Raw genomic sequence first — 25,639 nt, 5'->3', positions numbered from 1 at the left:
CAAAATGTTACGATAAGGATGTCTGTTATTTATTACCCTGGAACCTTTATCCTTAATCAGCATACTTCAAATCAGAAGAAAGAACTGTGACAAATATCACTTTCGAGGTGATATTTGTCACTTTTAATTTATGGCTATTCCGTTATAATATTTTATTCAACTCTACCGTAGAAAGCGTCACGATATACCTCAGCAAGTTCTGTCACTAATGGTAATTTAGGGTTAGCTGTTGTACATTGATCCTCAAAAGCACGGTCAGCCAAATAATCTACACGAGATTCAAATACCTTCGAATCGAAGCCAATTTGTTGGAAAGATTCCTCTATTCCTAGAGCCTTGTTAAGGTCGCGGATTGCTTTAATCAAGCTGTTCACACCCTCTTCAGTAGTGCGAGCTGGTAGACCCAGAATGCGTGCAATTTCAGCATAACGCTCATCAGCTATGAAGTGAGAATATTTAGGGAATGAAGCAAATTTGGTTGGTTTCTTAGCATTATAGCGAATAACATAAGGCATCAAGATAGCATTCGTACGTCCGTGTGCCGTATGGAATTCACCACCCCATTTATGTGCCAAGCTGTGATTAATTCCTAAGAATGCATTGGCGAAGGCCATACCTGCTATAGTCGAAGCGTTATGCATTTTCTCACGAGCTAGAGGATCTGCTTCCAGAGCTGACTTCTCTAGATATTGGAACACGAGTTGGATAGCTTTAATCGCTAGACCATCTGTGAAGTCATTTGCCATAACAGAAACATAAGCTTCAATTGCGTGTGTTAATACATCCATACCAGTATCCGCTACTGCTACCTTAGGAAGCGAATATACGAACTCTGGATCAACAATAGCTACGTCTGGAGTCAATTCATAATCAGCTAGTGGATACTTCGTATTTCCATTTTCCTTATCCGTAATAACCGCGAACGATGTCACTTCAGAGCCTGTTCCCGACGTCGTTGGAATCGCAACAAATTTTGCTTTTTGACCCAGACGTGGGTATTTGTAAATCCGTTTACGGATATCCATGAATTTCTGTTTCAAGCCTTCAAAATCAGTATCTGGGTATTCATAGAATAACCACATCGCTTTGGCAGCATCCATTGGAGATCCACCACCCAGTGCAATAATACAGTCAGGCTGGAATCTATTCATCATTTCTGTACCACGATTTACTGTAATCGTTGAAGGATCTGGTTCCACTTCAGAGAACACTTCAATAACAACGGGTGTCTGACGTTGACGTAGATAATGTTCTACTCTCTCAACATAACCTAGTTTGACCATCATCGGGTCTGTAATAATGGCTACGCGAGTGATATCAGGCATTTTAGTCAGATATTGTGTAGCGCCTTTTTCAAAATAAATTTTGTTTGGAACTTTGAACCATTGCATATTCACAGTACGACGAGCCACCCTTTTCACATTGACTAAGTTGACTGCACCTACATTGGAAGAAGTCGAGTTACGACCATACGATCCGCAACCTAATGTCAATGATGGTAAATTTGTATTATAGATATCTCCAATTGCACCGTGTGTAGAAGGAGAATTCACAATGATCCGTCCTGTTTGCAGACGATCAGAGAACTTCATAATAACTTCTTCATTATGCGAGTGAATAACGGATGAGTGACCCATGCCACCGAATTCAACAATCTCAGCTGCACGTGCAATCCCTTGATCTGCGTTCTTCACTTTGTAGCAAGCAAGTACTGGACTCAATTTTTCAGCGGAAAGCGGGTATTTCGTACCTACTCCTTCAATTTCAGCAACCAGAATTTTAGTTCCAGCTGGAACTTGAATGCCCGATAATTCTGCAATTTTAACAGCTGATTGACCTACAATGGAAGGATTAACGGCACATTTATCTACATTCATTGCACCTGCAGTTAATTTAGCTGCTTCTTCTTTATTTACAAAATAGCAACCATTCGCTATCATTTTTTTCTTCACTTGATCGAAGATTGGCTCCTCAATAATAACAGCTTGTTCAGAAGCACAAATCATACCATTATCAAACGATTTAGATAGAATAAGATCTGTTACCGCTTGGTCGATATCCGCGCTCTTCTCAATGAAGCAAGGAACGTTACCAGGTCCTACTCCAAGAGCCGGTTTACCACAGCTATATGCTGCTTTTACCATAGCGGATCCACCTGTTGCTAATATAAGAGCCACATCTGGATGATTCATTAATGCGTTCGTTTTGTCCATCGAAGGAAGTTCAATCCATTGGATACAGTTGGCAGGAGCACCATTTTTGACCGCTGCTTCCACTAATATTCTAGCTGCTTCCTTGCTACACTCTTGTGCGGATGGATGGAAACCGAATATAATAGGATTACGTGTTTTGATAGAGATGAGAGATTTAAACATGGTTGTTGAAGTCGGATTAGTTACTGGAGTGATGCCCATGATGATTCCGACAGGTTCAGCAATTTTCTGGAAGTTTTCATACTGATTATCTTCAATTACCCCTACGGTTTTATCGTATTTAATGCTGTGATAGATGTATTCTGTGGAGAACATGTTCTTGGTGATCTTATCTTCATAAATACCTCGACCTGTTTCTTCAACTGCAAGTTTGGCTAGATACATATGTTTGTCTAGTCCAGCTAGAGCCATCGCTTGTACAACATTATCAATTTGTTCCTGATCCATTTTCATAAATTCAGCTTGAGCTACATTTGCCTTGTCAATTAACGACTGAATGTACTCTTCCGCTCCCTGTTTCTTCTCTTGGACAACTTCATTTTTCACTGCCATTTTCTCTCATCTCCCTAGTAGATTTTCCATTTCTCTTTCCTGAATTCATCATACCACATCTACTCTGAGAATTAAAGTGAAAACTTTCACAAACTTTGATTTATTTTTTGCTTCACTCCAAAAGCGCTTACATTTATATAAATAGAATATTTTTGTAGTAATTACAAATAATTGTTGTATTCAGCGTGATAAAAGTGAAATTTATCACAATGTTTATAAATTCGCCACTATTTAGGTCATTGACATCCCCACAAATGTGATTTTTAAGGGTATAATTAGTTTAAAATTTATCGAAAATTAAAGATAAGGGGATAATGACTTATGAGAGAACTTTTAAATGATATCGAAGCCCGTGGAAACACCAATTGCTTTTCCGAACAAAATTTTAACCGTCTACTCGTCAGTATGAAAGACAGAATCATTCCTGAAGGATCACATCTTTTCTGGGAAGGTGATTTATCTGATAAACTTTACTACATTAAACGTGGACGCATCAAATTAACGAAATCGACTGATGAAGGTAAGGAACTTATCCTCTATATGTATCAAGCTGGGGATATGGTGGGCCAGGCAGATCCTTTCTTCAGCTCCAAGCATAGTTTTAATGCTGAAGTACTTGAAGAAAGTGAGGTCGGGGTTATAGAACAAAAGGATCTAGAAATCCTAATCTGTCAGCATTGTGAATTTGCAATTGATTTCATGAAGTGGATGGGGATTCATCACAGACTTACACAAACGAAATTCCGCGATTTGATGCTATATGGTAAACCTGGTGCTCTCTGTTCCACTTTGATACGGCTAGGTAATACTTACGGTGAAGATCGGGATGGAAATACGCTAATCAACAAAAAAATCACCCATACCGATCTTTCCAATATGATTGGTGCTACTCGCGAAAGTGTTAACCGCATGCTGAGTGATCTACGTAAAAAAGATGCTGTAGAGTACGAGAATGGCATGATTGTCATTAAAAATATCACTATGCTACAAGAAATTTGTCACTGTGAAATGTGTTCAAAAGAAATATGCAGAATTTAGAAATAAATACTACTCTCCACACTTATAACCAACATTCTTGTTGCGATCGTACTTGCTTCACTTACAAGCATCAGCAGTTTTCTCCCGATCTATTACTAGATCTCATACTGAACGAACAAGAAGAGCCATATCTCTCATTTGATATGACTCTTTTGTCTTATCCAGTAAATCCGGATGAATGGCTATGTGGTAGGTAAACATCGCATTGTTTACATCTGGCATTGTCGTTTGATTCAGATGACAGACAGGAGGGAAATGTTACATTCTTGTCACGTTCATTCGAATCATTTATCTCACCTTTACAAAACAAAAGAGGATGAGCAACACACAGAGGGGATATCCCTTTGTGTGTTGCTCATCCATTAATAGAATGTCTAACATCGTATTCAATCACTTTTCAACATATTTCAATTATATTATATTCTATTTCTTACGGCGTACCGGTGAAATAACCCAATAGGCCATCCCAACGAACAAGCCACCACCCACAATATTTCCTAATGTCACGGGAATCATATTGTGTAACCAACCCGCAATAGAAATGGTTTCTGGGTGATTAGGCAGCAAAGTCGCTATACTGAGCAATGTCATATTGGCGACACTATGTTCATATCCACTTGCAATAAAGGCGAATAGACACCACCAGATCAGTGCAATTTTGGCCATTTCATTCTTAGTACGAGAGGCCATCCAAATCGCTAAACATACTAACCAGTTACATAGAATACCGCGAAAGAACAATTCAGACATCGGTAAATGCATTTTTTTGGCCGTTGCTGTAAACAACAAATGTTCCGCTGGAATATCCTTGAACAATCCTGTACCGATAATGAGTACACTTAGGAGCACAGCTCCAAGTAAATTCCCCAAGAAAACGATCGTCCAGTTCTTGGCTGTATCCTTAACAGTCGTCCTCCCTGCTAATGTACTCATCGTAAAAAACATATTGTTACCTGTAAATAATTCAGAACCTGCGAACATGACAAGTGTCAGGGCAATACCAAAGGAGGCCCCCATCACAAGGGGTTGAAACGGTGACTTTATAGCAGCTAATGGCGCTCCTAATGAAAAAATCAAGATGATACCTATGCCAACGTATGCTCCTGCTAATGCTGCTGCAATCGTATATCGGACCCAACTCTCGTTCATTTTATCTTTCTTCTTGACCGCTGCTTCCACTATGGCTTCTACATCTTGTGTATACAAGAAGGCCACCCCCTGAGTTCTGTAAGTAATCGTTATTACTGCTTGTCATTCCTGCTAGAGACCAATGTGAACTCCATGCTCGTTAACAATGACAGGATAAGTATCCACTCTGCCATGATCAGGTGCTTGGACCAATCCACTAGCAAGATCAATCTTCCAATCATAGAGTGGATCATAGATATAATGTCCTGATACAATTGCCTCCGCCAAAGGGCCCCCCTTCGGATGGGGATTCTTGTTCGCTACAGCATAGATCTCTCCATCTGACGTACGAAAGACGGCTATCTCATGGTTCTCAACGGTCACTACTCGGCCTATTTGCATCAAATATTCGTCTTGCGACCCAATCGAATAATAGTTTATAGTCATGTCTATTCTCCTTTCCTAGTCCCTAGCTATTTACCTGCACCTGTTGTAACAGAACCCTTATTCTCAAAAAGAGCGACCCGTGTTTTATCGTCATTTAACATTTTGCTCCACGGTTCTTCTACCTGCTCCAATGCAAGTTCAATTCGTTCAATAAGAGCGGCACGATTGTCCAGATCCGTTACAATAGAAGCTTGAATCTGCTCTAACCCCATACGTTCTACCCATTCTGAAGTTCTTTCAAGATAGTTTCCTGTCTCACGATAGTGTTGCATAATCGCACCGCAGATGCCTATCAATTCTTCATCACTTTTCACTTTACAGAACGAATCTGCAATCCGGGCTTTGATCCCACCATTACCGCCAATAAAGACTTCCCAGCCTCCATCATTTCCGACGATACCGATATCTTTCGTACATGACTCTGCACAGTTACGTGGACAACCATTTACGGCATACTTAAACTTCGCTGGAAGATCAAGCCGCTCAAATTTACGTTCCAGTAAAGCACCCATGCTCATCGAATCTTGTGTACCGAACCGACAAAATTGATTTCCCACACATGTTTTAACCGTACGGAGAGATTTGGCATAGGCATAACCCGAAGGCATATCTAGCTCTTCCCACACTTTAGGGAGATCCTCCTTCTGCACTCCGATCAAATCGAGACGTTGTCCCCCAGTAACTTTGATTACTTTTACATCATATTTCAACGAAACATCCGCAATTTTTTTGAGATCCTCTGGTGTAGTTACACCCCCATACATTCTTGGGACAACCGTATATGTTCCGTCCTTCTGAATGTTGGCATTCATCCGTTCATTAACAAACCGAGATTCTTTTTCGTCCTCGTGCGTTTCAGGATTAATCATACCCAGATAATAGTTAATAGCTGGACGGCACTTCGAGCAGCCTTCAGGATTATTCCAGCCGAGTACATTCATTACTTCCCGAGTCGTACTTAAACCTTTAGCTTTTATTTCAGCTACGACCTCATCACGATCCATCGTTGTACATCCGCAAATCCCTTGTTTAGCTGCTGCTTCCTTGAATCCATCTCCAAGTACATATTGCAATATTTGCTCTACAACGGGTTTACAACCTCCACATGAGCGAGTTGCACCTGTACAGGCTTTGATTTCATCTACAGTTGTTAATCCTTGATCTGTAATAACATCCACGATCGTCTTTTTGGTGACACCGTTACAACCACATACAATCTCATCATCTGCCATTGTTTCAACCGAAGATTGTTTATTGGCTCCTCCACCACATCCTGTACCCATAAGCGTGGCATAGATGTCGTCTGTCATTTGTGCTTGCTGTTTAATTAACTTCTGTAAATTAGAAGATTCCGTAACATCTCCGAACAAAACTGCACCTACAATTACATCATTATGAAGAATAATTTTCTTGTAGGTTCTCTTCCAATCATCTTTTGCAATAATCGCCGCATGTTCCGGTCCTTCGATAAATTGTCCAGCAGAGAATACATCAACCCCAGAAATTTTAAGCTTGGTCGATACTACCGATCCTTCATAAGGAAGAGTGTCCACACCACATATATGTTTCGCTAACACATTTCCTTGTTCAAACAGTGGGGCTACCAGCCCGTAACATACCCCTCTATGTTCAGTACATTCTCCTACTGAATATACGCCCTCGAAAGATGTACGCAAGTAATCATCTACTAGAATACCACTACCTATATCTATACCACTTTCTTTGGCCATAGCTACATTAGGTTTAATGCCTACAGCCATCACGACAAGCTGCGCCTCAAGTGTACTCTCATCACTAAACCGTAACCCACTTACATGTTCTTCACCGATAACTTCAACGGTTTGTTTGCCCATAGCAAACTTAATTCCTTGCCGCTCTAGTTCATTCTTAAGCATCAACGATGCACTTTGATCTAGCTGACGTTCCATCAGATCATCCATTAAATGAACAACAGTTACATCCATACCCAGATTCACAAGTCCCTTTGCTGCTTCTAATCCTAATAATCCCCCACCAATAACAGCAGCTTTCTTGTACGTCTGTGCAGCTATGAGCATTTGATTACAATCATTAATGTCCCGAAAGCCCACAACGCCTTTCTTATAACTCCCTGGTACGGGTAGAATAAAAGGATTCGAGCCCGTTGCGATAATCACTTTATCGTAAGGAACTTTTAGTCCATCTTCCGTAACGACCAGTTTATTCACCTCGTCGATCTTCAGTACAGTAGTGTCTGTGTGGAGTGTAATTTGATTGTCTTTATACCAATTCCAGTCATTTAGAACGATATCATCAATGGTTTTACTACCCTCTAGAACATAAGATAACATAATCCGATTATAGTTAGGATGAGGCTCACTACCAAACACTGTAATATCAAAAGAACTGTTTAATTTTAAAATTTGTTCAACTGCACTAATCCCTGCCATACCATTTCCAATCACGACTAATTTTTCTCTTTTTGTTTGCATCATAAGAAGTTCCCCTTCCATTTCTAACCAAACTTTATAATACAATTATATCAAATTTTAAACACTTAGTTGTGATAAAATTCACATTAGTTGTGAACAATATCACAATAATGTTCACAAATTCATTAAAAAATTAAGAATAGCCCCTTGACAAAGGGAACTATCCTTAATTTTTCTCTACGCTTGTGGATAACGCGGAAATAAAATGTTGTTCTCTAAGTGAACATGTTCATATGTCATTCGTTCTAACTCAGCAAGACGTTCATACGTCAATCGGTAGGTTGTACAAGCGTTAACAGGAGGTGTAAAATCATTCGTGATTTCACGTAATTTCTTCAGTATATTGCCAGCTTCATCATGCTCACTCTCCAGCCCTGAAATAGCCTCCCTTAATTTATTATCGCTAGAGGTATTCTGAGTCTCGTCCCAGATCAACATTTGGGGGAATATCTCCACCTCTTCCTTGGTTGTATGTTCAAGTAGTTCATTCTTTAATACGGTGTATAGCGCCTCCACCTCAACAAGATGAAGGTCATGATGACCATGAACTCGATTTACCCTAGTCACATTTTTCTGAATCTCGGGAAGTTCTTCTCTTAAATAATCATGATGTTTACTTACTATATATTGAATCAATGTAGAAGAGTCCATTTGAACATAAACATTTTTTCCCCCTTGGTTATCCTCTAGGCCGGCATGATTAGCAGCTAAATGATGAAGCTCATCAAGTACTCTTTTCAACTCTAGACCCCGTTCTTCAAGCGCCTCTTGTAAGGGCCGATTCCCACCGCAACAGAAATCAATTTTATGATCACGGAAATAGTCGCTTGCTTTCGGAAATTTGATCACAATTTCACTGACCTTGTCCTCTTTATCAAATATAAGTGTACTCATATCAATTTCCTCCTAGTGTTCTTGCTCTATTTATACTTATCAAATTACACCTGAATGACATCATACATTGTGATTTCACTCACGGAGAATCAAACAATTTGATGTCACTAAACAAGCAGATATGCCTTCTCTGTCCTTAAAGACGGTAACCATATCTCATAGAAACACTAAGCAATGAATTGTGCACACTCATACATTCGAACATAAAAAAAGACTACCTGTAGTAGGTAGTCTCACAACGAGTTAGCTCTATTCACTAATTCAATATTAACTTCATCCTGTGGTTGAAGCTTCATATCAAGTCCATTCTCCAACAATGTTTTATTGTTAACTTTCATAATCCATTTCTCGCCAGCCTTTGGACTATAGCCATTTACCATAAGAATGATTTTGCCATTATCACTGAGTACTACTACGCCTGTTTTTCTTAGCACTTCTCGGATACTTTGATCTTCTACATAAGGATTAATATATGAGTGTGAAATATGGGGTTCTATTGTGCCACCATTAATCGTAAAGATCACAGCATATCGAGCATCCTCACTCTTAGATGCTTTTATAGATTGAACAGCTATGATGATGTTATCCTCTGCTTGAAGAGTAACATCCCCATTTTCCTTATCCAGATGCTTATCATTAAACTCAATAGACCACTCTAATTCAGGATCAAGCGTCACATCGGTAACCGATTCAATCTGATTATCAGATGATATATTCACCACTCCACTAGCATTTAAAGCTTCCTTTATGGATACACCTGGTATTAAACTCTGTTCCAATTGTTTAAACACATGAGAGGGTATAAGATTGCCTTCCATATTAATTAAAATCCCGGACGAGTTACTTGCCGATTGCATAATAGGAATAGACACTTCCGTACTTTGATCTGGGCTACATCCTGACACGATCATAAAGGCTATAATTAAAGAGCCCTTAGCAAAATACCGCTTGTATAATTTCCTCATCTGTACACCACCTTGAACATAGGAGTCTCTTTATTCTACCTTAAATGAGAATAAAGATCATCTTCTTCATATAGTCCAGGTTCGGATTAGATGGATAAGGTCGGCATAGAAACCCACTCTTGATAAACAGGGAAAGGCATTTTAACCTTTTTAAAAGGTTTGCCTACTTTAACAAGTGGGATCTCACTCATATAAGTAGGTACGAAATAAGATGATATGATCTCCAGTTCTTCACCACTATAAAATGCTTCCTGACCCAGTAAGGGGTGGAATAAAATAATTTTCTCATATTGCGACCAAATCATCATTTGTAGGATCATACTTTGGAATTTTGCATAGGGTAAATTCACTTGTTGTGAACCCGACTCATCCGTCTTTTGATGCTCGCTCCCTACACACTTCCATCCTTTGGAGCCATAAATCCATTTTTGATTCATAATGCTATGATCATCTATAAGTGAACTGCTCCACATACTCGACACTGATTCTGGCCCATAGTTACGTACTAGCTCAGAAGCTTTGTCATCAATAGTCTGAACCTTAACCGCAGCACTTTCAAGTTCCTTACTATGCCTAATGCCATAAGTGGTTTCTTGGGAAAGTACAATTTTTCGCAATTTTTTCACTCTCCTTTATTCCAAAAGAAGTTTCACCCAGATGATCAAGCTGTATAGATATACATTTCAAAATAAAAAAAGCCCCATATCACAAAAACGTGAAGGGACTTTCTAACAAACTATTTAATCACATCATGATCAACATACCGAGTACCATTCAATGAACTTATAACCCCAATAGCTACTCTTGCTCCATCACCCGCTGTAATAATGGTATGCACACTAACTCCAGCAATCGTACCTGTTGCCCATACACGCGGCAAGCTTGTACGTCCCTCAGCATCTACTTCCACAATAGTCTTAATACGGGGTTCTACACCATCTTTCAATTTAAGTCCGATGGTTGAAGCAAGTTCGGTTGATACCCCTGTTGCCAAAATGACATGAGCGGCTTCATAGGATTGTCCAGACTCCGTCGATACTTTCACACTGTTAGAATCCGAAGTAATTCCAATGACCTTATCTTCTACAAATACAGCACCGAACTTCTCTGCTTGCTCACGTCCCGTTTGTAGTAGCTCTGGGCCAGCAATTTCCTTAACGCCGTAATGGTTCTCTATCCACGCACGTTTAGTCATACTAGCATTGCTATCAATCACGATCGTTTCTTTCCCTGCTTTAGCGCTAAAAATAGCTGCACTACCTCCTGCGGGTCCGGCACCAATAATAATGATATCTGCCATTGAAATCAACCTCTCTTCTATTTATTCTACCCAGCTTTCAGCCCACAATTGGACCTGTTGCATTACGGGTCTAAGACCTCTACCTTTATCCGTCAATTCATACTCAATACGAACAGGCGTCTCGGGATACACATGACGAACAAGAATACCCTCACCTTCAAGATCTTTCATCCGCTCAGAGAGCATCTTATCACTCATTGAAGGAATAAGATTGGAAATATCCTTAAATCGTTTAGGTCCATTCATTAATGTCTGAATGATAAGTCCATTCCATCGTTTGCCGAGAAAAGAAAAGGCAGACTCGAAACGAGGACACAAATTCATTTGTTCACCTTCCATAAAACTTTCACCTCATTAGTATATTGCTTAATAACAAGCTTTCGTTTAGTTAGTATATTTCATTTTACCACACTTCATGGTGTTTTAAAACATTCAATTCCAATTTTATAACGATTATTGAAAAAAAGAAAAACGACTACCTCAATGAGGTAGTCGTATCCCAACATTATTAACCTATACCCACCAGATGTCTCCAATAGGCTCTTCAATAAGTACTTGTTGAAGATTCTGAACAGCTTTAGAGAATCCTTCTTCAACAGACATTAGAGCATCTTCGTGTTCAATACTCACAACATAGTCGTATCCTACTAAACGCAATGCACTAATAATGTCTGCCCACGTCTTAATATCATGTCCGTAGCCTACGCTACGGAACTGCCAGGCGCGATCCAGCATATTTCCATAAGACTGCATATCTGTAAGGCCATATCTATTTACGTTGATTGGATCAATGGAAGTATCCTTAGCATGGAAGTGATGAATCGCTCCAGCACGTCCTAGGATATGTATCGCCTGCACAGGATCAATACCTTGCCACCACATGTGACTTGGATCAAGGTTCGCACCAATGGTCTCACCCGCTGCTTCACGTAAACGAAGTAACGTAGCTGGCGTATGCACGGAGAAACCTCCATGAAGCTCTAAACCAATTTTCACATGATGATCAGCTGCAAATTTAGCCTGTTCTGTCCAATAAGGAATAATCTTATTCTCCCATTGCCATTTCAAGATCTCTTGAAAGTCATTCGGCCATGGGGCCACAGGCCAGTTCGGGTATTTAGCATTCTCATGATCTCCAGGACATCCGGAGAATGTATTAACCACTGGAACCTCAAGCTTCTCAGCCAGTTCCACTGTCTTAATGAAATCATCATGATCCGCTTGTGCTAGATGCTTCTGAGGATGAAGCGGATTACCATGACAGCTCAGTGCACTAATTGTAAGTCCACGTGACTCTACGGCATGTTTGAAGTTTTTGAGTGCTCCTGCATCCTTTAGTAGCTCTTCTGGCTTACAGTGCGCATTACCAGGATTACCACCTGTCCCAATCTCAACAGCTTTAAGCCCTTTGGAAGCTACATAATCCAGTGCATCTTCTAATTTACGTCCACCAAATAACACCATAAATACGCCTAATTTCACCGGTATTCCTCCTCATTGTGTATATACATTCAGTTCTGCTACCTTATTATATTAGTCAAAATAAACGGCTTTACCTGTCTTCGCTGATTCATAGATGGCTTCCAGAATTTCAGTTACGACCAAGGCCTGTTCTGGACTCACGATTGGATCTGTATCATTAATGACAGCATCCAACCACATTCTCGCTTCACGATCAGCGTCGGTTTCTGTTGTACCTGAGTAGAAAGCTACTCCGCCTTCACCTAGAGCAATATTCGTCTCATACAAACGACTCAGCTTCTCACCATTGATACGAAGACCATCCTTCATATCCGCTCCAGCTTCTGTACCCGCTAGAATTGTTTTTGCTTCGCCAATCTCTACAACATTGAGTGCCCAGCTTGATTCCAAGACGATTGTAGCACCGTTCTGCATCGTAATAAAGCCGAAAGCAGAATCTTCTACTTTGAATTGTTCAGGATCCCAAGGACCAAATGCATTAGCCGCATTCTCACGATGTCCAAGTTTGTGGAAAGTTGAACCCATAACACTCTTCGGCTTGTAATTATCCATTAACCATAATGTTAAATCAAGTGCATGCGTACCGATATCGATCAGTGGGCCTCCACCTTGTTTCTCTTCATCAAGGAATACGCCCCAAGTAGGTACAGCACGTCGGCGAACAGCTAGAGCCTTACCATAGTAAATATCTCCTAAATCGCCATTCTCACACATTTCCTTAAGGTATTGACTATCGTCGCGGAAACGGTTTTGATATCCAATAGTTAATTTTTTGCCTGTGCGTTTAGCTGCTGCTAACATTTCTTTAGCTTGCGCTGAAGTTTTAGCCATTGGCTTCTCACACATAACATGTTTTCCAGACTCTAATGAAGCTACTGTAATATGGGCATGTGAATCATTCGGCGTACATACATGAATGACATCAATACTTTCATCTTTAAGCAATTCCTTATAATCCGTGTATACTTTAGCACCTTCAGCACCATATTTAGCAGCTGCTTCTTCAGCACGTTCTTGGACGATATCACAGAAGGCTACCATTTCTCCAGTCGTTTGTTTCGAAAGACTCGGCATGTGTTTGCCAGTGGCAATACCTCCACAACCAATGATTGCAATTCTTAATTTTTTAGACATGTATAGGTCCCCCATTATTTTTGTAATTTTGTACCCACTCCATACTTGATGAGATACTCTCAAGCGGAGGGTTCTGACATAAGTCTTGTTCTACAACAATCCACTCTACGCCAACTTTGTCAGCAGCTTCAGCAATGGCAGCAAGATTCACTTCACCTTGTCCAAGTTCGACCGTCTGAGCAGAACCATCTTCAAGTTTCTTCATATCTTTCCAGTGAACGATAGGTAGTCTTCCAGCATATTTATGAATGTATTCCGCTGGATCATAACCTGCGAAATGAACCCAACAGGTGTCTAATTCCACTTGAAGTATTGAAGCTGGAACTTCCGCGTACATGGCATCGAATACCGTCTGATCTTGATATGACTCCGTAAATTCAAATTCATGATTATGATATAACAGTACCATTCCTTGCTCCTTACATTTTTCGCCAATAATCTTTAGATTATTAAATACTTCAGCCCAATTGCGTTCCTCTGGTGATAAGAAGGGCACGATTATATTGTTGTTTCCAATTTCTTTATTATACGTGATCTCCGAATCAAGATCATTCAGCAAACTCGAATATTGTGTATGCGTTCCTAACGCAACAAGACCATTCTCATCAAGTAGTCTTTTAACATCTGCACTGCTACGTCCAAAGAAAGTGTGGAACTCTACTCCTTGATATCCAAGCTCAGCTACTTTTTTCAGCGTTCCTTCAAAATCTTGTTCCATCTCTTCACGTACTGTGTACAATTGCAATCCTAATTTCAACATAACTGTTTCACCTCTGATTAAATTGGTTGTGCATTACATGAGTCTATATATTGTGAAAATTTAGTACATCAGTTGAGTTGCCTTTTGCGGCAGTTGGCCATATTCATAGGTACTTTCCATTCTAATGTGCTTACCTTCTAAGGAAGATTTCTGGAATGCATACATCGCTTCCAACACATGATACCCAAGTCTTCCATTTGCGCGGTGATCACGGCCTGCACGGATGGACTCCACCATCTCATTCACTCCGAGTCCCCGTTCGTTCTGGGCACTTTCAAATATAGGTGAAAGTAACTCCCATTCTTCTGCACCTGCTCGACGTAACTTCACATCACCATTAAAGAAGTTGGGGTCAGGAACCATCAAGGTACCCTCCGTTCCATAAATCTCCATCCAAGGTAAATTGGAACCACCTCTAATATCGAAGCTTGCAATCATCGTAGCTATTGCACCATTCTCAAAATCAATCGTACCCGAGAAATGTGTTGCTGTTCGAACAGGGATATGCTCACCTTTTTTGGGACCTGATCCAATGGTTCGGATAGGAATTTGAATACCTGCACTAGCGCTGATCCGATAGATCGGTCCAAGTAACTCAACTAATGCAGTGATGTAGTAAGGTCCCATGTCTAACATTGGCCCCCCACCTGGCTCATAGAAAAATTCAGGATCTGGATGCCAATCCTCTGGACCTCCACTCATTTGGAAACAGGTAGCCCCAATGGGTTTACCGATCATTCCTGCATCTATCGCAGCTTTAACCGTCTGTATTCCTGATCCTAGAAATGTATCTGGGGCTGAGCCTACACGGAGCCCTCTTTCATCTGCTATATTTAAGACTCGTTGGCCATCTTCTAAAGATGTAGCAAACGGTTTCTCACCATATACATGCTTACCTGCTTCCAATGCAGCTATATCAATTGCAGCATGGGTACTCGGTAGAGTTAAATTAACAATAAGTTCAATCTCAGGATATGCAAGCATTTCTTCTACCTTGAACACGTTTCCAATATCGAACTCTTCAGCGCGTGATCTTGCTCGCTCTGATATCAAATCCGCACATGCAATAACTTCCACAACTGGGCTATTCTTAAAATTCGCCAAATAAATAGCACTAATATTACCGCATCCGATAATACCTACTTTCATTTTTTTCATTGTATCTCACTCCTACAACACCATGATGACTTATTAATCCTAGTACCATGGTATTCTGAATTCTTTTATATTAAAATGAATAATATGATTTAAACATGAACAATCTGGTCATTATTTTTTATTTATAGAAGGAGATAGGTGAATGTCCACCCAAAAATCGTGTCAAGTGTATGTTGCTGGATATTCTTTCCACCAAAAACCTTTCTACACCTCAGAAATGGATGGAGTCAAAACGTATTTAGTTCGTGTCCAAACCGATGGACGCTGCCGCGCCCGATATGATGGGAAGTTAGGCATGATTGAGGCAGGAGACGTGCTGCTCTACTCTCCAGGTGAACCTTACGAACTAAAGATTGATCAAGAAACCAATTCACTTGGTGAATTAATGGTAGAGAGTGGTGATTATCATATTTTCTTCGGCGGTACCTGGGTAGATGAATGGTGGAACCAACAAAATCGACCTACACGCATGAGGTTTCCCCTAACCGAAGGATTTTTAAACTTGTTCCGGCAAATCGCACTCGAACAACGTCGAATGGAGAATCCCCTCCCGGAAATATCAGGTTATTACTTGAAAATTCTATGTCTAGACATAGATCGTCTGCTTAAAGAACAGCCAACTACGACACATAAGACTTACTTAGCATATCAAATCAAACATTATGTTGAGGAGAATGCTTCTTATATGTTCAAGCTAGAAGACGTGGCGGCCCATGTAGGGATAAGCGTCTCACGTGCAGTTCATCTTTTTAAAGAAGCATTCGGTACAAGCATCATGCAGTATACACTGGATGTGAAGCTCGACATGGCTAAGGAACGGATTATATTCAGTCCTATGTCCTTGGATAACGTTGCTGAGACTTCTGGGTTTGCGAACTACACTTATTTTCATCGAGTTTTCCGTTCGAGATACGGCATGTCACCGAAACAATTCCGATTAGCTAATCGAGAACAATTGAAGTAATATCTTAGGATTTCAACAAATAAGCGGCACTCCTCTATACAGGAGCGACCGCTTATTTAATTTCATTATGACTACATCTTAACCTTCTCTTCGACTGATGGCTTCTGTAACGACGAAGGCGAGATCATTATTGCCAAACATGGAGAGAACACCTAATACCGTGTCATCAGGAATATCTCCCGCTTCCTCTTTGGATACGGTAAGCTCCATCACCTTTAGCAACTGCTCATTATGAACCTGATGAGGATAGGCCTCACTATACAATTGTTCTGGATCTAAATCATTGTTAATACACCATTGCGCAAATACAAGGATCATCATATCTTCATCTTGACGGTAACTTTGCTTAATTTGCTCTTCTAGGGTTAGCTTTTGCTCATCTTCCATTTCCATTCGTCTCTTCCTTTCTACAAGCCATAAATATACTCATAACTTAGACAAGTTCAGATGCTAACACATGACTGCCAAGTACTTTATCCGCCGAAACCGTACAATCATCAGGCGAATCTATATGTTCAAGAAAATGATTCACAATGTCGCTGAAACCACGACGATGAAGAATGGTGTCCCAACTCCCAAATGACCGTGTCGTTGGTGCGTCCTCTTTTTGATAGAAGAGACCGTTCTCCATGTTCACAATTTCTACTGAACGCCCGTGTCCATGTAATTCAAGTTTCTCGAGGTCGCTCCCAGCAGTTCGAACCATACTATACGAGCTTGTCTTTCCCTTTCCTAAACCAAGGACACCCGAAGCATGTCTCATGTGCCCCTCCTCATTACAGAGAAGATGGTGTTGAAGAAGTTGATACGCTTGATCATCACCAAGCCATAACAGGGTATCGAGCATATGAATCAAGTCATCGTAAACAGTTACACGACTGCTCGTTGACTGTATCCTTGTACGATGCTTCGATGCAACACACTGTTCATACCCGCCCACTTCATCCATCCACGTCTTGGCTTCTGTATACATTGGGGCGAACCGCCGATTAAATCCTACGGCTAGCAATAATCCCTTCGATTTAGCGAAGTTCGCCATCTCCTCGGCTTCCTTTAGATCGTAAGACAGTGGCTTATCCACATATACCGATAATCCATGTCGTAAACAAGCCATCACAATCTCATAATGGGTTTCTGTTGGACTATGTACAAACACAGCATCTAAATCCCAAGACAACAACGTCGACAATTCCGTTGTCCCTTGCAATATACGATAAGAGTTCATTGTTTCTTCAACAGTTGCAGCAGAACGACTCATAATGCCTACGATCTCTGCCCGCTTATGGTGAGACAAGAGTGGCAAATAAACTTTATGAGCAATATCTCCAATTCCAATTAAAGCAACCCGCTTAGGATACCTAGTATTCATCGTTTGCTCCCATCTTTATTGGACAGTATAGTCCTAGTCTTCACAAAGCTATTGATTAACATTATATATAATTATAATGTTATATAGTAAATAAAAATAGAGGTGCTTATAGAATGAAAAAATGGTTACTGCTACTCCTGTATGTACTCCTGTTGGGAATAGCCTTTATAAATAAAACGGTCATTTGGGACTGGATGAACCGTAACGACTCTCTGACACTTCTCATCACTATGGCTACTTTATTTGCTCTCTTCCCTATCGTTCCATATAAATTGGTCATTGCTACTTTGGGATATACCAGCGGTATCGTATGGGCTTCCATCATTTCATGGCTAGGTACTATGCTAGCTGGAGTCATTGTTTATGGTCTCGTGAGATATGCCTTCCGTGAACAGGGGCGACGTTACCTCGCCAAAAAACCATGGATTCAATCATTCACTACAACGATTGAGACTCATCCATTCATCGCCATCATGATCGCACGACTGCTACCGATTGTGCCCCAGATGGCAGTGAATATTTTCGCTGGTGTAGCCTCTATCTCTTTATGGCGCTATACCCTTGCATCGGGTATCGGTAAACTTCCTGGCATTGTGCTCTATGCCTATCTGGGTGAAAACCTTGCCTCTAGTCCTTATACCTCTTTATCTGTTTTAGCTATTTATTTATTACTACTGGGCATTGTATTAAGCCTCTATAAAATGATCTTGAAACGACGCAGTATTTGAAGCAGCTATATCCCTGTTCTTGGTTCTATAGACAATATGAATTATAATGAAAGAGACTTAAATCATTTACAGTTAACGAAACGGAGTGATATTATGACAGATTTACAACCAACCACAAGTGAAAAGGCTACTTTTGCGGGCGGATGCTTCTGGTGCATGGTAAGCCCGTTCGAGGAACTACCTGGCATATTGAAGGTCGTTTCCGGGTATACCGGTGGACATACAGAGAATCCAACTTATGAAGAAGTATGTACGCATACAACTGGACATGTGGAAGCTATTCAGATTACTTACAATCCGGTTGTGTTCCCATATGAGAAACTGCTAGAGCTATTCTGGCAGCAGATTGATCCTACCGATGCAGGAGGACAGTTCTATGACCGAGGCAGTTCTTATGCCACAGCCATTTTCTATCATACGGATGAGCAACGCGTTCAAGCTGAAACATCTAAGCAGGCACTTGAACAGAGCAAACGATTCGACAAACCCGTCGTCACACCCATTCTTCCAGCTAAACCATTCTATGAGGCAGAGGAATATCACCAAGGTTATCACAAGAAAAATCCAGCTCACTACAAGCGGTACCGCACTGGATCTGGACGGGATGCCTATATTGAGAATCACTGGTCTATAAATAAAGAGGACTTGAAGCAACGCTTAACGCCCATCCAATATGCAGTTACACAGAAGAATGGGACCGAGCCAGCATTCCAGAATGAATTCTGGGATCACCATGGTGAAGGAATCTATGTCGATATCGTCTCAGGTGAACCTTTGTTCAGTTCTGTTGACAAGTATGACTCTGGCTGTGGCTGGCCTAGCTTCACCCGTCCACTTCAGGAGTATGTAGTTAAGGAAAAAACGGATGCTACTCACTTTATGATTCGCACAGAAGTACGTAGTAAAGACGCCGATTCACATCTAGGACACGTATTTAACGATGGTCCCGGACCTACAGGTTTACGCTACTGCATTAATTCTGCCGCTCTCCGCTTTGTACCCAGAGAGGATCTTGCGCAGGAAGGTTATGCAGAGTATCGCGTTCTATTTGAGAATAACAATTTATAATTTCTCCTATTCATACAAATCATGAGTGAACCAAATGACGTATCCCTTAAGCTCTGGGATACGTCATTTTTATTGGCTTCATTAATTGGTCTTTATGGGTTCCTTTGTTGGCTCATTCACCCACCAAACATTTATATCGCACGTCAGCTTTTAAATCTCCCCATTATTCATTAAAATATTGTATGACCGTCCCCTTACCTTCAGCTACCTTAACTTCGACATAGGCTCCATTGATCAAGGTGATTTGCGGAGGCCTATGACCACAATCTATATCATAGATAATAGGAAAACCAAGCTCCTCAGATAATTCTTGGTATACATCTTCTGCTGTATAATCGTTGATAGGATGATTGGCATCACTTCGCCCAAACATTATACCCGAGCAATGCTCAAACCAACCTGCCAACTTCATTTGAACAAGCGATCTCCGTAAATCCGTTGTTGATAATTCACAATTCTCAAGATACCACACTATAGATTCGCCATGGATCATATGACTTCTGAAATGGTGTACATCACCATAGGGCGTGCCAATTAAGTGTCTTATCACATCTATACAGCCACCTAATAACCGTCCTTGGATTGCGACATCGCGATTTGTAGTCGTTCGCCAATAGGTTTGTTCAGATAAATTAAATATACAAGGCGAGAGATTATCCCCCGGCGGCCATTCTTTTTGATATTGAGCTGATGAATGTTGGAGGATAGATCTTCCTGTAGGTGTTGTTAAGACCGACTGCCACATCGCTGTTGTGTCATCCGTGATTTCCCCTCTCAAATCTACAAAGCTCGCCCCATGAGCCGTTGCCATCCCCGTTTTCAAGGTGATTGCTAACAATAATAGACTTATATCTGAATACCCCATGATCCACTTATTCTCGATATGCTTATAATCAATGTCTTCAAGAATCTCGATAAGTAGTTCACCACCCCAAATGGGGATGATGGCATGAATATGCTCGTCTTGCATCATGTCATTGAACTCTTGAGCACGTTGTTTAGCTGGTGCCGATTTCGCCTTATGTTGAGTCCATACCGTTTCTCCACATTTAATCGTAAACCCTCTCGCTTCCATACGGCTACAAGCTTGTTGCAACATCATATGTAGGTCAACCCCCATCCCAGATGAGGGCGCTGTCACCCCAATGGTTGCATCCTTTGTCACGAACGGATATTTAATCATGACGTATCCCCCCCTACCTTAAAATATGTAAATATACTATATTTCATTATTTATTATACTCCCAATGCCACTTCCTCCATAGTGCATGTCTATCCACCATCTATGAGGAATTTGGATCATACTCATAAGAAAGAGTGGTGCCTCTATTTCGGCAGCCCTCTTTCTTTGATTCCTCCATTACAACAGTAACGTAATCACTAACAGTTCATAAAGTACCAAAGGCAAGATCACATTATTATAAGGATTATACAACTGGCGGTTCATATGTGGATTACCCGATACATTTAAATATAAATGTGCGCCATCTAAATTGGCGAGTAATCCTTGATAGATATGACCATCGACGGTTTGAACACGAATGTTATGATTCATATATTGATGAGCCATCTGATGAACTCGATCCCGCTTGTGTCTAAGAGTCTGTATCGTGTGAGGATCCGCTTGATAAATCACCTGCGGGGTCGGGGTAAGCAGGGATGGTGGAACGATTGTCATACATCTCACTCTCCATTTCTGTAACTTTCTTCATTCCATCATATGCTCCAGCCTAGCAGTTGGAACTAGAACAAGCGCTTTTTAATACCTTCTGCACCCTTAATTACAAGAAAAAACCGCTCAGTTCTATAAACAGAACAGAGCGGTTATCTTATGTTAGCTTCACATTATTTATCGCATGTATGGGTTTGGAAGTTACCGTCTTGTTAGGTAATGAAGGTATTGATACCTGTGGTGCAACCCTAACTTTACGTGGAGTCTTCCTTCTTTGATAAGTTACCGTTAACGTAATGACCTTACTTGCAACACTTACGGCTAGAATCGTATACAACGTTTCCCTTAAAGGTAAATAAAATAGTGAAAGCAGCAGAACAACAGCGTCCAGTAGGAAAAAGACATTGCCCAACTTCATTCCTGTCCAGCGACTAATAAGAAGCGATAGAATATCGTCTCCGCCAGTAGCTCCTCCAAAACGTAGTACAAGTCCCGTTGCAAATCCCGTCATTACCCCCGATAACAAGGCAGCTAGAAATAAATTATTCTGCATATCAATAACTAACGTAGAGTAACGTTCTAATCCTTCATAAAAGATAGAAAAAGAGATCGTTGCAATAATCGTGTTCATTAAAAATTTACGACCTTTGATAAATATCGCAATCAAAAGCACAGAAAAATCTAATACAATGATGCTTAGTGCAGGTGGCAGATCTAACACGTATTTGCCTAATAATGCTAGGCCAACAAACCCACCCTCGGTTAAATGATTCTGAAAATTAATGTGATAATAAGTAAAAGACATTAAAAATGTTCCTAACAGCATTACGGCGATTTGTAGTATCGTTGAAATCAATTGTTCTTTTTTCCTCATACAAGTTTCCCTCTAATCGTAGAATATTGGTCATAAACAGCACAACCATCTACGGGGAGCTAACTTGTAGGACATGGCCCTTCGCATCTTCAGCTTCCTTCTTTCGCAGAGGTTGTTGTGTCATCAACTATCCGACATTGCTCTACGAAAGACGCTAAGTGTATGAGAGATCGTAACGTTTCCAGATCGTCCTTTGGGGAATGTTCCTTCGGGGACACATGGTATCCTGATCCTTTCTCTTATTAGATATATTCTGACGTTATTATAACACCATTTAGAGCATTGCTAAACAGCTAACCTGATAAAAGCTGTATTTCCCTAGTTATATTCCAACTTTCCCTTTTGAGTGGCTACGAATGAGATCGAAGCATTTCGGACAAACCTTCCACACTTTCTGCGATTCACAGTGAATAATATCATTGCAATTTTATTTTCGTTCACATTTTATCAACTTTTCCTGTGACGAAAAACACACTTTAGCTTATTCCCCTTCGATATACTTTAATATGTAGCAAATATTTCATTGCAGAAAGAGGTAATGGTTATGTTAGACCCACATATTATTGAAATTATTAAATCAACTGTTCCCGTATTGCAGGTTCATGGGAAGTCTATCACTACTGCTTTCTACGGAATGCTATTTGAGAATCACCCCGAACTGCTGAATATATTCAATCATGCCAACCAACGTCAAGGCAAACAACAAGCAGCCCTTGCTAACGCCGTGATCGCCGCAGCTGCCAATATTGATCAACTAGAGAACATTCTACCCGTAGTGAAACAGATCGCTGTGAAGCACCGGGCATTAGGCGTCTTGCCGGAACATTACCCTATTGTAGGTGAAACGCTATTATCAGCTATCCAACAGGTACTTGGTGATGCAGCGACACCAGAAATTATGGATGCATGGGCCCAAGCCTATGGCATAATCGCTGATGCTTTTATCGGTATTGAAGGTGAGATGTATCGTGAAGTAGCAGAGGCACCTGGGGGTTGGTCTGGATTCAGAAACTTTGTTGTAAGCCAGAAAGTAAAAGAAAGTGAACTCATTACTTCCTTCTACCTCTCCCCTCAGGACGGAGGCGCTATCTCCTCTTATTTACCGGGACAGTATATCACTGTACGCGTTCAACCCGAAGGTGAACAATACACCCACATTCGCCACTATAGTCTATCAACAGCATCTGGACAGCCTTATTACCGTATCTCCGTTAAACGAGAAGACGAAGCTGTTAATAAGCCAGCAGGCATTGTATCTACTTACTTACACGAAGCCGTTGATGTGGGTAATGTATTGGAAGTCAGTACCCCAGCTGGAGTCTTCACACTGGATCAAGGTATAGATATCCCAGTAGTTCTTATCAGTGGGGGGGTTGGACTAACTCCAATGGTGAGTATGCTAGAGACATTGGCTACGGAACAGCCTGAGCGTGAAGTAACGTATATTCATGCTGCCATCAATGGAAGACTACATGCGATGAAGGGATTAATTAATGAACTGGTTCAATGCCATCATCATCTGAAATCCTATGTGTGTTATGAATCTCCAGTGGAAGGGGATGTCTATGATAAATCCGGTTACATTGATCTAGCCTGGCTTCAAGAGGTAGCAGACCCGAACGCCGACTTCTACTTCTGCGGACCTACCCCTTTTATGAGCGCCATATATAAGATACTGTTGGAATGGAACGTGCCTGAGGAAAGAATCCATTTTGAATTCTTCGGTCCAGCGGGTAGCTTGATAGAGTAACGAATAAGGAATTATAGTATTAACTTTAGAGTAACATGTAATAATAAAGGGTCTATTCCAAAAAGGTCTATCCCGACCTGAAGAATAGACCCTTATTGGTTGTTGCATTCATTACTTTAATCGCAACAAACGATTCACCGTTTCTCTACGCACACCAATCAACTGCCCAATTTCCTCTTGTGTCAGCAGTTCCGTCACATCTACCCCATGAGAGTAGTCATGTAACCATTCACTAAGTAGCTCCAGACGCTCCGCCGGAGTCCCCACGGTTAGATGATCCAAACGTTGCTGCATGAAACGTAATTTCTCCTGTAATAATAGTGCGACTTCCATTGGTTTATTGTGATCCTCCCGCAGTTGACGATACCATTCGGTAGCAGGTATGGCTTCCACTTCACTACGCATAAGTGCTATAGCGGTACCGTGGGCTTCTTTAGGTGTAATCAGGGAATGATGGGGTACCGTTTCTCCGGCGTATAGAATGTTGAACAGCACCATATTTCCATTCTCATGTAACCTTGTCACCTTAAATAATCCACTTTTGATATGGTATAGATATTCCCCACCATCACCTTGATGAAATAAAATTTCTCCCTTATGTAAAATCATTATATTATGTTCCTCCATTATTTAAACTTAACCAGATTTATTCAACCTTATCTAGTTAGTATAACAGATGGTTATCATTCTCTTGCAAAAATTGGTGCTTGCCACGGGGAATACTTCTCCCTTAGTATGAACATAATAAGAACATGTGTTCTTATTATCAAAATTCATACGAGGAAGTGCTGTCATGAAAGCTACCCCTCCCGCTCCATCAGAAGAGGATGCCCTACTAGTTAAGAATTACTTATTACACATGATTATGCTAGATGTTCTAGAGCGTGACATTCAATCTATGGTGACCCTCTCACTCAAGATGCAGCCATTATATATTCGAGGGTTGTCAGGAATTCAAAAACAAGTAATGAGTCACCTCTCCACCCTTCGTCTTCATATGGGGGCTCGAGGTATCCGTATCTACCAAGAATCACGTACGAATTCTAGCGTTGAGACCTTATATCTGTGTCGAGGATATCATCGCCGCCTCTTCATGCCCCTGTCCTATATCAAATCAGAAGTAACACTTAAATTAAACATATATTTAGGAGCAACATCCACACTTCCCAATTCGAGAATAGAGTACTAAAACGCGAAGTACGCTTGGGAACGATCAAATAACAAAGAACGCTCCCGAGAATGACTGACCCGTTCCAGTTGCTGCATAGGATTGTTTAGATTCGAAATCAGGTCAGTCAATGCGCATTCCACTAATATCTTCCTTTCAGGTCCCCATACTTCATCTTTGTCTTGCACATAGCGTATACTCTCCGCGATAGAAAGACCTTTTAAACGTATAAATACAGAGGCCCATTGAACGAGGTCTATATTCGTTCTCGTGTCTGGTATGGTGTACTCTGCATACCCAGCCACGCCGCAACTGAATACCTTTAACAATCCACATATGCAAAGTGCGCTGCCCAAAGGATTACAATTCTCTATTGGTTCGGAATCAAATCGAAATATTTCCATATGACTTACTTTTAATTCAGACCGTTCCTTCTCTTCTAACCAAGGGAAATACCCGGTTAATTGCAACATGACAGGATTCTCCTCATCTACAAAAAATAAA

At 40.8% G+C, this 25,639-nt stretch carries 26 protein-coding genes; 6 read left to right on the top strand and 20 right to left on the bottom strand.

The window, feature by feature from the left end:
• Positions 1-152 precede the first annotated feature (152 nt).
• On the bottom strand, positions 153-2,765 hold the full coding sequence (gene adhE, locus J2T13_RS14970; protein ID WP_429372602.1) for a bifunctional acetaldehyde-CoA/alcohol dehydrogenase: 2,613 nt from the start codon (positions 2,763-2,765) through the stop codon (positions 153-155).
• Between the two features lie 321 nt (positions 2,766-3,086).
• Between adhE and J2T13_RS14965 the strand changes: the two genes are divergently transcribed.
• The gene (locus tag J2T13_RS14965; RefSeq protein ID WP_429372600.1) at positions 3,087-3,803 is read left to right on the top strand and encodes a Crp/Fnr family transcriptional regulator; all 717 of its coding nucleotides are present in this window, start codon (positions 3,087-3,089) and stop codon (positions 3,801-3,803) included.
• A gap of 423 nt (positions 3,804-4,226) precedes the next feature.
• Here J2T13_RS14965 and J2T13_RS14960 read toward each other — a convergent pair whose 3' ends face one another.
• The 12 genes from J2T13_RS14960 to J2T13_RS14905 all read right to left on the bottom strand — a co-directional run bounded on the left by J2T13_RS14960 (position 4,227) and on the right by J2T13_RS14905 (position 15,542).
• Positions 4,227-5,009: a formate/nitrite transporter family protein gene (locus J2T13_RS14960; RefSeq protein WP_429372598.1), complete on the bottom strand. Its 783-nt coding sequence runs from the start codon at positions 5,007-5,009 to the stop codon at positions 4,227-4,229.
• 54 nt (positions 5,010-5,063) lie between these two features.
• Positions 5,064-5,378, bottom strand: a complete 315-nt coding sequence (locus J2T13_RS14955; RefSeq protein WP_429372596.1) for a nitrite reductase (NAD(P)H) small subunit — start codon at positions 5,376-5,378, stop codon at positions 5,064-5,066.
• A 26-nt stretch (positions 5,379-5,404) separates the two neighbouring features.
• Positions 5,405-7,849, bottom strand: coding sequence for a nitrite reductase large subunit NirB (gene nirB / locus J2T13_RS14950; RefSeq protein ID WP_429372693.1), 2,445 nt, complete (start codon positions 7,847-7,849; stop codon positions 5,405-5,407).
• Positions 7,850-8,026: 177 nt separating this feature from the next.
• Positions 8,027-8,743, bottom strand: coding sequence for an iron-sulfur cluster repair di-iron protein (gene ric, locus J2T13_RS14945; RefSeq protein ID WP_429372594.1), 717 nt, complete (start codon positions 8,741-8,743; stop codon positions 8,027-8,029).
• Positions 8,744-8,976: 233 nt separating this feature from the next.
• Positions 8,977-9,708, bottom strand: coding sequence for a hypothetical protein (locus tag J2T13_RS14940; RefSeq protein ID WP_429372592.1), 732 nt, complete (start codon positions 9,706-9,708; stop codon positions 8,977-8,979).
• A gap of 86 nt (positions 9,709-9,794) precedes the next feature.
• Positions 9,795-10,325, bottom strand: a complete 531-nt coding sequence (locus tag J2T13_RS14935) for a hypothetical protein (protein WP_429372590.1) — start codon at positions 10,323-10,325, stop codon at positions 9,795-9,797.
• A gap of 119 nt (positions 10,326-10,444) precedes the next feature.
• Positions 10,445-11,008: an FAD-dependent oxidoreductase gene (locus tag J2T13_RS14930; RefSeq protein ID WP_429372588.1), complete on the bottom strand. Its 564-nt coding sequence runs from the start codon at positions 11,006-11,008 to the stop codon at positions 10,445-10,447.
• A gap of 21 nt (positions 11,009-11,029) precedes the next feature.
• Entirely contained in the window at positions 11,030-11,347 is a 318-nt protein-coding gene (locus J2T13_RS14925) for a winged helix-turn-helix transcriptional regulator (protein ID WP_429372586.1), read from the bottom strand.
• A 174-nt stretch (positions 11,348-11,521) separates the two neighbouring features.
• Complete coding sequence (locus J2T13_RS14920; RefSeq protein ID WP_429372584.1) at positions 11,522-12,490, bottom strand: sugar phosphate isomerase/epimerase family protein; 969 nt, start codon at positions 12,488-12,490, stop codon at positions 11,522-11,524.
• 51 nt (positions 12,491-12,541) lie between these two features.
• On the bottom strand, positions 12,542-13,624 hold the full coding sequence (locus tag J2T13_RS14915; protein WP_429372582.1) for a Gfo/Idh/MocA family protein: 1,083 nt from the start codon (positions 13,622-13,624) through the stop codon (positions 12,542-12,544).
• On the bottom strand, positions 13,617-14,384 hold the full coding sequence (locus J2T13_RS14910) for a sugar phosphate isomerase/epimerase family protein (protein ID WP_429372581.1): 768 nt from the start codon (positions 14,382-14,384) through the stop codon (positions 13,617-13,619). The genes J2T13_RS14915 and J2T13_RS14910 overlap by 8 nt, the downstream gene beginning before the upstream one ends.
• 60 nt (positions 14,385-14,444) lie before the next feature.
• Complete coding sequence (locus J2T13_RS14905; protein ID WP_429372579.1) at positions 14,445-15,542, bottom strand: Gfo/Idh/MocA family protein; 1,098 nt, start codon at positions 15,540-15,542, stop codon at positions 14,445-14,447.
• A 142-nt stretch (positions 15,543-15,684) separates the two neighbouring features.
• Between J2T13_RS14905 and J2T13_RS14900 the strand changes: the two genes are divergently transcribed.
• Positions 15,685-16,506, top strand: a complete 822-nt coding sequence (locus J2T13_RS14900; protein WP_429372577.1) for an AraC family transcriptional regulator — start codon at positions 15,685-15,687, stop codon at positions 16,504-16,506.
• A 78-nt stretch (positions 16,507-16,584) separates the two neighbouring features.
• Here the strand turns inward: J2T13_RS14900 and J2T13_RS14895 are convergent, their stop codons facing one another.
• Positions 16,585-16,899, bottom strand: coding sequence for a hypothetical protein (locus tag J2T13_RS14895; protein WP_429372575.1), 315 nt, complete (start codon positions 16,897-16,899; stop codon positions 16,585-16,587).
• Between the two features lie 40 nt (positions 16,900-16,939).
• Positions 16,940-17,875: a Gfo/Idh/MocA family protein gene (locus J2T13_RS14890; protein WP_429372573.1), complete on the bottom strand. Its 936-nt coding sequence runs from the start codon at positions 17,873-17,875 to the stop codon at positions 16,940-16,942.
• Positions 17,876-17,988: 113 nt separating this feature from the next.
• On the opposite strand from J2T13_RS14890, the gene J2T13_RS14885 reads away from it, so the two are divergent.
• Together J2T13_RS14885 and msrA are read left to right on the top strand one after the other, a co-directional pair.
• Complete coding sequence (locus J2T13_RS14885; protein WP_429372571.1) at positions 17,989-18,603, top strand: TVP38/TMEM64 family protein; 615 nt, start codon at positions 17,989-17,991, stop codon at positions 18,601-18,603.
• A gap of 93 nt (positions 18,604-18,696) precedes the next feature.
• Positions 18,697-19,671: a peptide-methionine (S)-S-oxide reductase MsrA gene (gene msrA, locus J2T13_RS14880; RefSeq protein WP_429372569.1), complete on the top strand. Its 975-nt coding sequence runs from the start codon at positions 18,697-18,699 to the stop codon at positions 19,669-19,671.
• A gap of 163 nt (positions 19,672-19,834) precedes the next feature.
• Here the strand turns inward: msrA and J2T13_RS14875 are convergent, their stop codons facing one another.
• The 3 genes from J2T13_RS14875 to J2T13_RS14865 form a co-directional block, all read right to left on the bottom strand.
• On the bottom strand, positions 19,835-20,854 hold the full coding sequence (locus J2T13_RS14875; RefSeq protein WP_429372567.1) for a S66 family peptidase: 1,020 nt from the start codon (positions 20,852-20,854) through the stop codon (positions 19,835-19,837).
• 177 nt (positions 20,855-21,031) lie between these two features.
• Positions 21,032-21,349 (bottom strand): acetyl-CoA acetyltransferase, encoded by a 318-nt coding sequence (locus J2T13_RS14870; protein ID WP_429372565.1) that lies wholly within the window; start codon positions 21,347-21,349, stop codon positions 21,032-21,034.
• Between the two features lie 151 nt (positions 21,350-21,500).
• On the bottom strand, positions 21,501-22,217 hold the full coding sequence (locus J2T13_RS14865; RefSeq protein ID WP_429372564.1) for a YitT family protein: 717 nt from the start codon (positions 22,215-22,217) through the stop codon (positions 21,501-21,503).
• A 544-nt stretch (positions 22,218-22,761) separates the two neighbouring features.
• Here J2T13_RS14865 and hmpA point away from each other — a divergent pair.
• On the top strand, positions 22,762-23,967 hold the full coding sequence (gene hmpA / locus J2T13_RS14860) for an NO-inducible flavohemoprotein (protein ID WP_429372562.1): 1,206 nt from the start codon (positions 22,762-22,764) through the stop codon (positions 23,965-23,967).
• 111 nt (positions 23,968-24,078) lie between these two features.
• Here hmpA and J2T13_RS14855 read toward each other — a convergent pair whose 3' ends face one another.
• On the bottom strand, positions 24,079-24,576 hold the full coding sequence (locus J2T13_RS14855) for a Crp/Fnr family transcriptional regulator (protein WP_429372560.1): 498 nt from the start codon (positions 24,574-24,576) through the stop codon (positions 24,079-24,081).
• A 184-nt stretch (positions 24,577-24,760) separates the two neighbouring features.
• On the opposite strand from J2T13_RS14855, the gene J2T13_RS14850 reads away from it, so the two are divergent.
• Positions 24,761-25,156, top strand: a complete 396-nt coding sequence (locus J2T13_RS14850) for a hypothetical protein (RefSeq protein WP_429372558.1) — start codon at positions 24,761-24,763, stop codon at positions 25,154-25,156.
• Here the strand turns inward: J2T13_RS14850 and J2T13_RS14845 are convergent.
• Positions 25,153-25,608 carry a hypothetical protein gene (locus tag J2T13_RS14845; RefSeq protein WP_429372557.1) on the bottom strand — a complete coding sequence of 152 codons (456 nt, stop codon included), beginning with the start codon at positions 25,606-25,608 and terminating at the stop codon, positions 25,153-25,155. The genes J2T13_RS14850 and J2T13_RS14845 overlap by 4 nt on opposite strands.
• Positions 25,609-25,639 lie beyond the last annotated feature (31 nt).

Origin of the sequence: Paenibacillus sp. DS2015, from assembly GCF_050433705.1 — a bacterium.
Lineage (GTDB): Bacteria > Bacillota > Bacilli > Paenibacillales > Paenibacillaceae > Paenibacillus_AQ.
The sequence above is the reverse complement of the archived record's forward strand: the minus strand, read 5'-3'. Positions and strand labels throughout refer to the sequence as shown.

Excerpts from the sequence above, each read along its gene's own strand:
- adhE (WP_429372602.1), bottom strand. The coding sequence starts at position 2,765 with ATGGCAGTGAAAAATGAAGTTGTCCAAGAGAAGAAACAGGGAGCGGAA.
- J2T13_RS14965 (WP_429372600.1), top strand. The coding sequence starts at position 3,087 with ATGAGAGAACTTTTAAATGATATCGAAGCCCGTGGAAACACCAATTGC.
- J2T13_RS14955 (WP_429372596.1), bottom strand. The coding sequence starts at position 5,378 with ATGACTATAAACTATTATTCGATTGGGTCGCAAGACGAATATTTGATG.
- nirB (WP_429372693.1), bottom strand. The coding sequence starts at position 7,849 with ATGCAAACAAAAAGAGAAAAATTAGTCGTGATTGGAAATGGTATGGCA.
- ric (WP_429372594.1), bottom strand. The coding sequence starts at position 8,743 with ATGAGTACACTTATATTTGATAAAGAGGACAAGGTCAGTGAAATTGTG.
- J2T13_RS14940 (WP_429372592.1), bottom strand. The coding sequence starts at position 9,708 with ATGAGGAAATTATACAAGCGGTATTTTGCTAAGGGCTCTTTAATTATA.
- J2T13_RS14930 (WP_429372588.1), bottom strand. The coding sequence starts at position 11,008 with ATGGCAGATATCATTATTATTGGTGCCGGACCCGCAGGAGGTAGTGCA.
- J2T13_RS14925 (WP_429372586.1), bottom strand. The coding sequence starts at position 11,347 with ATGGAAGGTGAACAAATGAATTTGTGTCCTCGTTTCGAGTCTGCCTTT.
- J2T13_RS14915 (WP_429372582.1), bottom strand. The coding sequence starts at position 13,624 with ATGTCTAAAAAATTAAGAATTGCAATCATTGGTTGTGGAGGTATTGCC.
- J2T13_RS14910 (WP_429372581.1), bottom strand. The coding sequence starts at position 14,384 with ATGTTGAAATTAGGATTGCAATTGTACACAGTACGTGAAGAGATGGAA.
- J2T13_RS14905 (WP_429372579.1), bottom strand. The coding sequence starts at position 15,542 with ATGAAAAAAATGAAAGTAGGTATTATCGGATGCGGTAATATTAGTGCT.
- J2T13_RS14900 (WP_429372577.1), top strand. The coding sequence starts at position 15,685 with ATGTCCACCCAAAAATCGTGTCAAGTGTATGTTGCTGGATATTCTTTC.
- J2T13_RS14895 (WP_429372575.1), bottom strand. The coding sequence starts at position 16,899 with ATGGAAATGGAAGATGAGCAAAAGCTAACCCTAGAAGAGCAAATTAAG.
- J2T13_RS14890 (WP_429372573.1), bottom strand. The coding sequence starts at position 17,875 with ATGAATACTAGGTATCCTAAGCGGGTTGCTTTAATTGGAATTGGAGAT.
- J2T13_RS14885 (WP_429372571.1), top strand. The coding sequence starts at position 17,989 with ATGAAAAAATGGTTACTGCTACTCCTGTATGTACTCCTGTTGGGAATA.
- msrA (WP_429372569.1), top strand. The coding sequence starts at position 18,697 with ATGACAGATTTACAACCAACCACAAGTGAAAAGGCTACTTTTGCGGGC.
- J2T13_RS14875 (WP_429372567.1), bottom strand. The coding sequence starts at position 20,854 with ATGATTAAATATCCGTTCGTGACAAAGGATGCAACCATTGGGGTGACA.
- J2T13_RS14870 (WP_429372565.1), bottom strand. The coding sequence starts at position 21,349 with ATGACAATCGTTCCACCATCCCTGCTTACCCCGACCCCGCAGGTGATT.
- J2T13_RS14865 (WP_429372564.1), bottom strand. The coding sequence starts at position 22,217 with ATGAGGAAAAAAGAACAATTGATTTCAACGATACTACAAATCGCCGTA.
- hmpA (WP_429372562.1), top strand. The coding sequence starts at position 22,762 with ATGTTAGACCCACATATTATTGAAATTATTAAATCAACTGTTCCCGTA.
- J2T13_RS14855 (WP_429372560.1), bottom strand. The coding sequence starts at position 24,576 with ATGATTTTACATAAGGGAGAAATTTTATTTCATCAAGGTGATGGTGGG.
- J2T13_RS14850 (WP_429372558.1), top strand. The coding sequence starts at position 24,761 with ATGAAAGCTACCCCTCCCGCTCCATCAGAAGAGGATGCCCTACTAGTT.
- J2T13_RS14845 (WP_429372557.1), bottom strand. The coding sequence starts at position 25,608 with ATGTTGCAATTAACCGGGTATTTCCCTTGGTTAGAAGAGAAGGAACGG.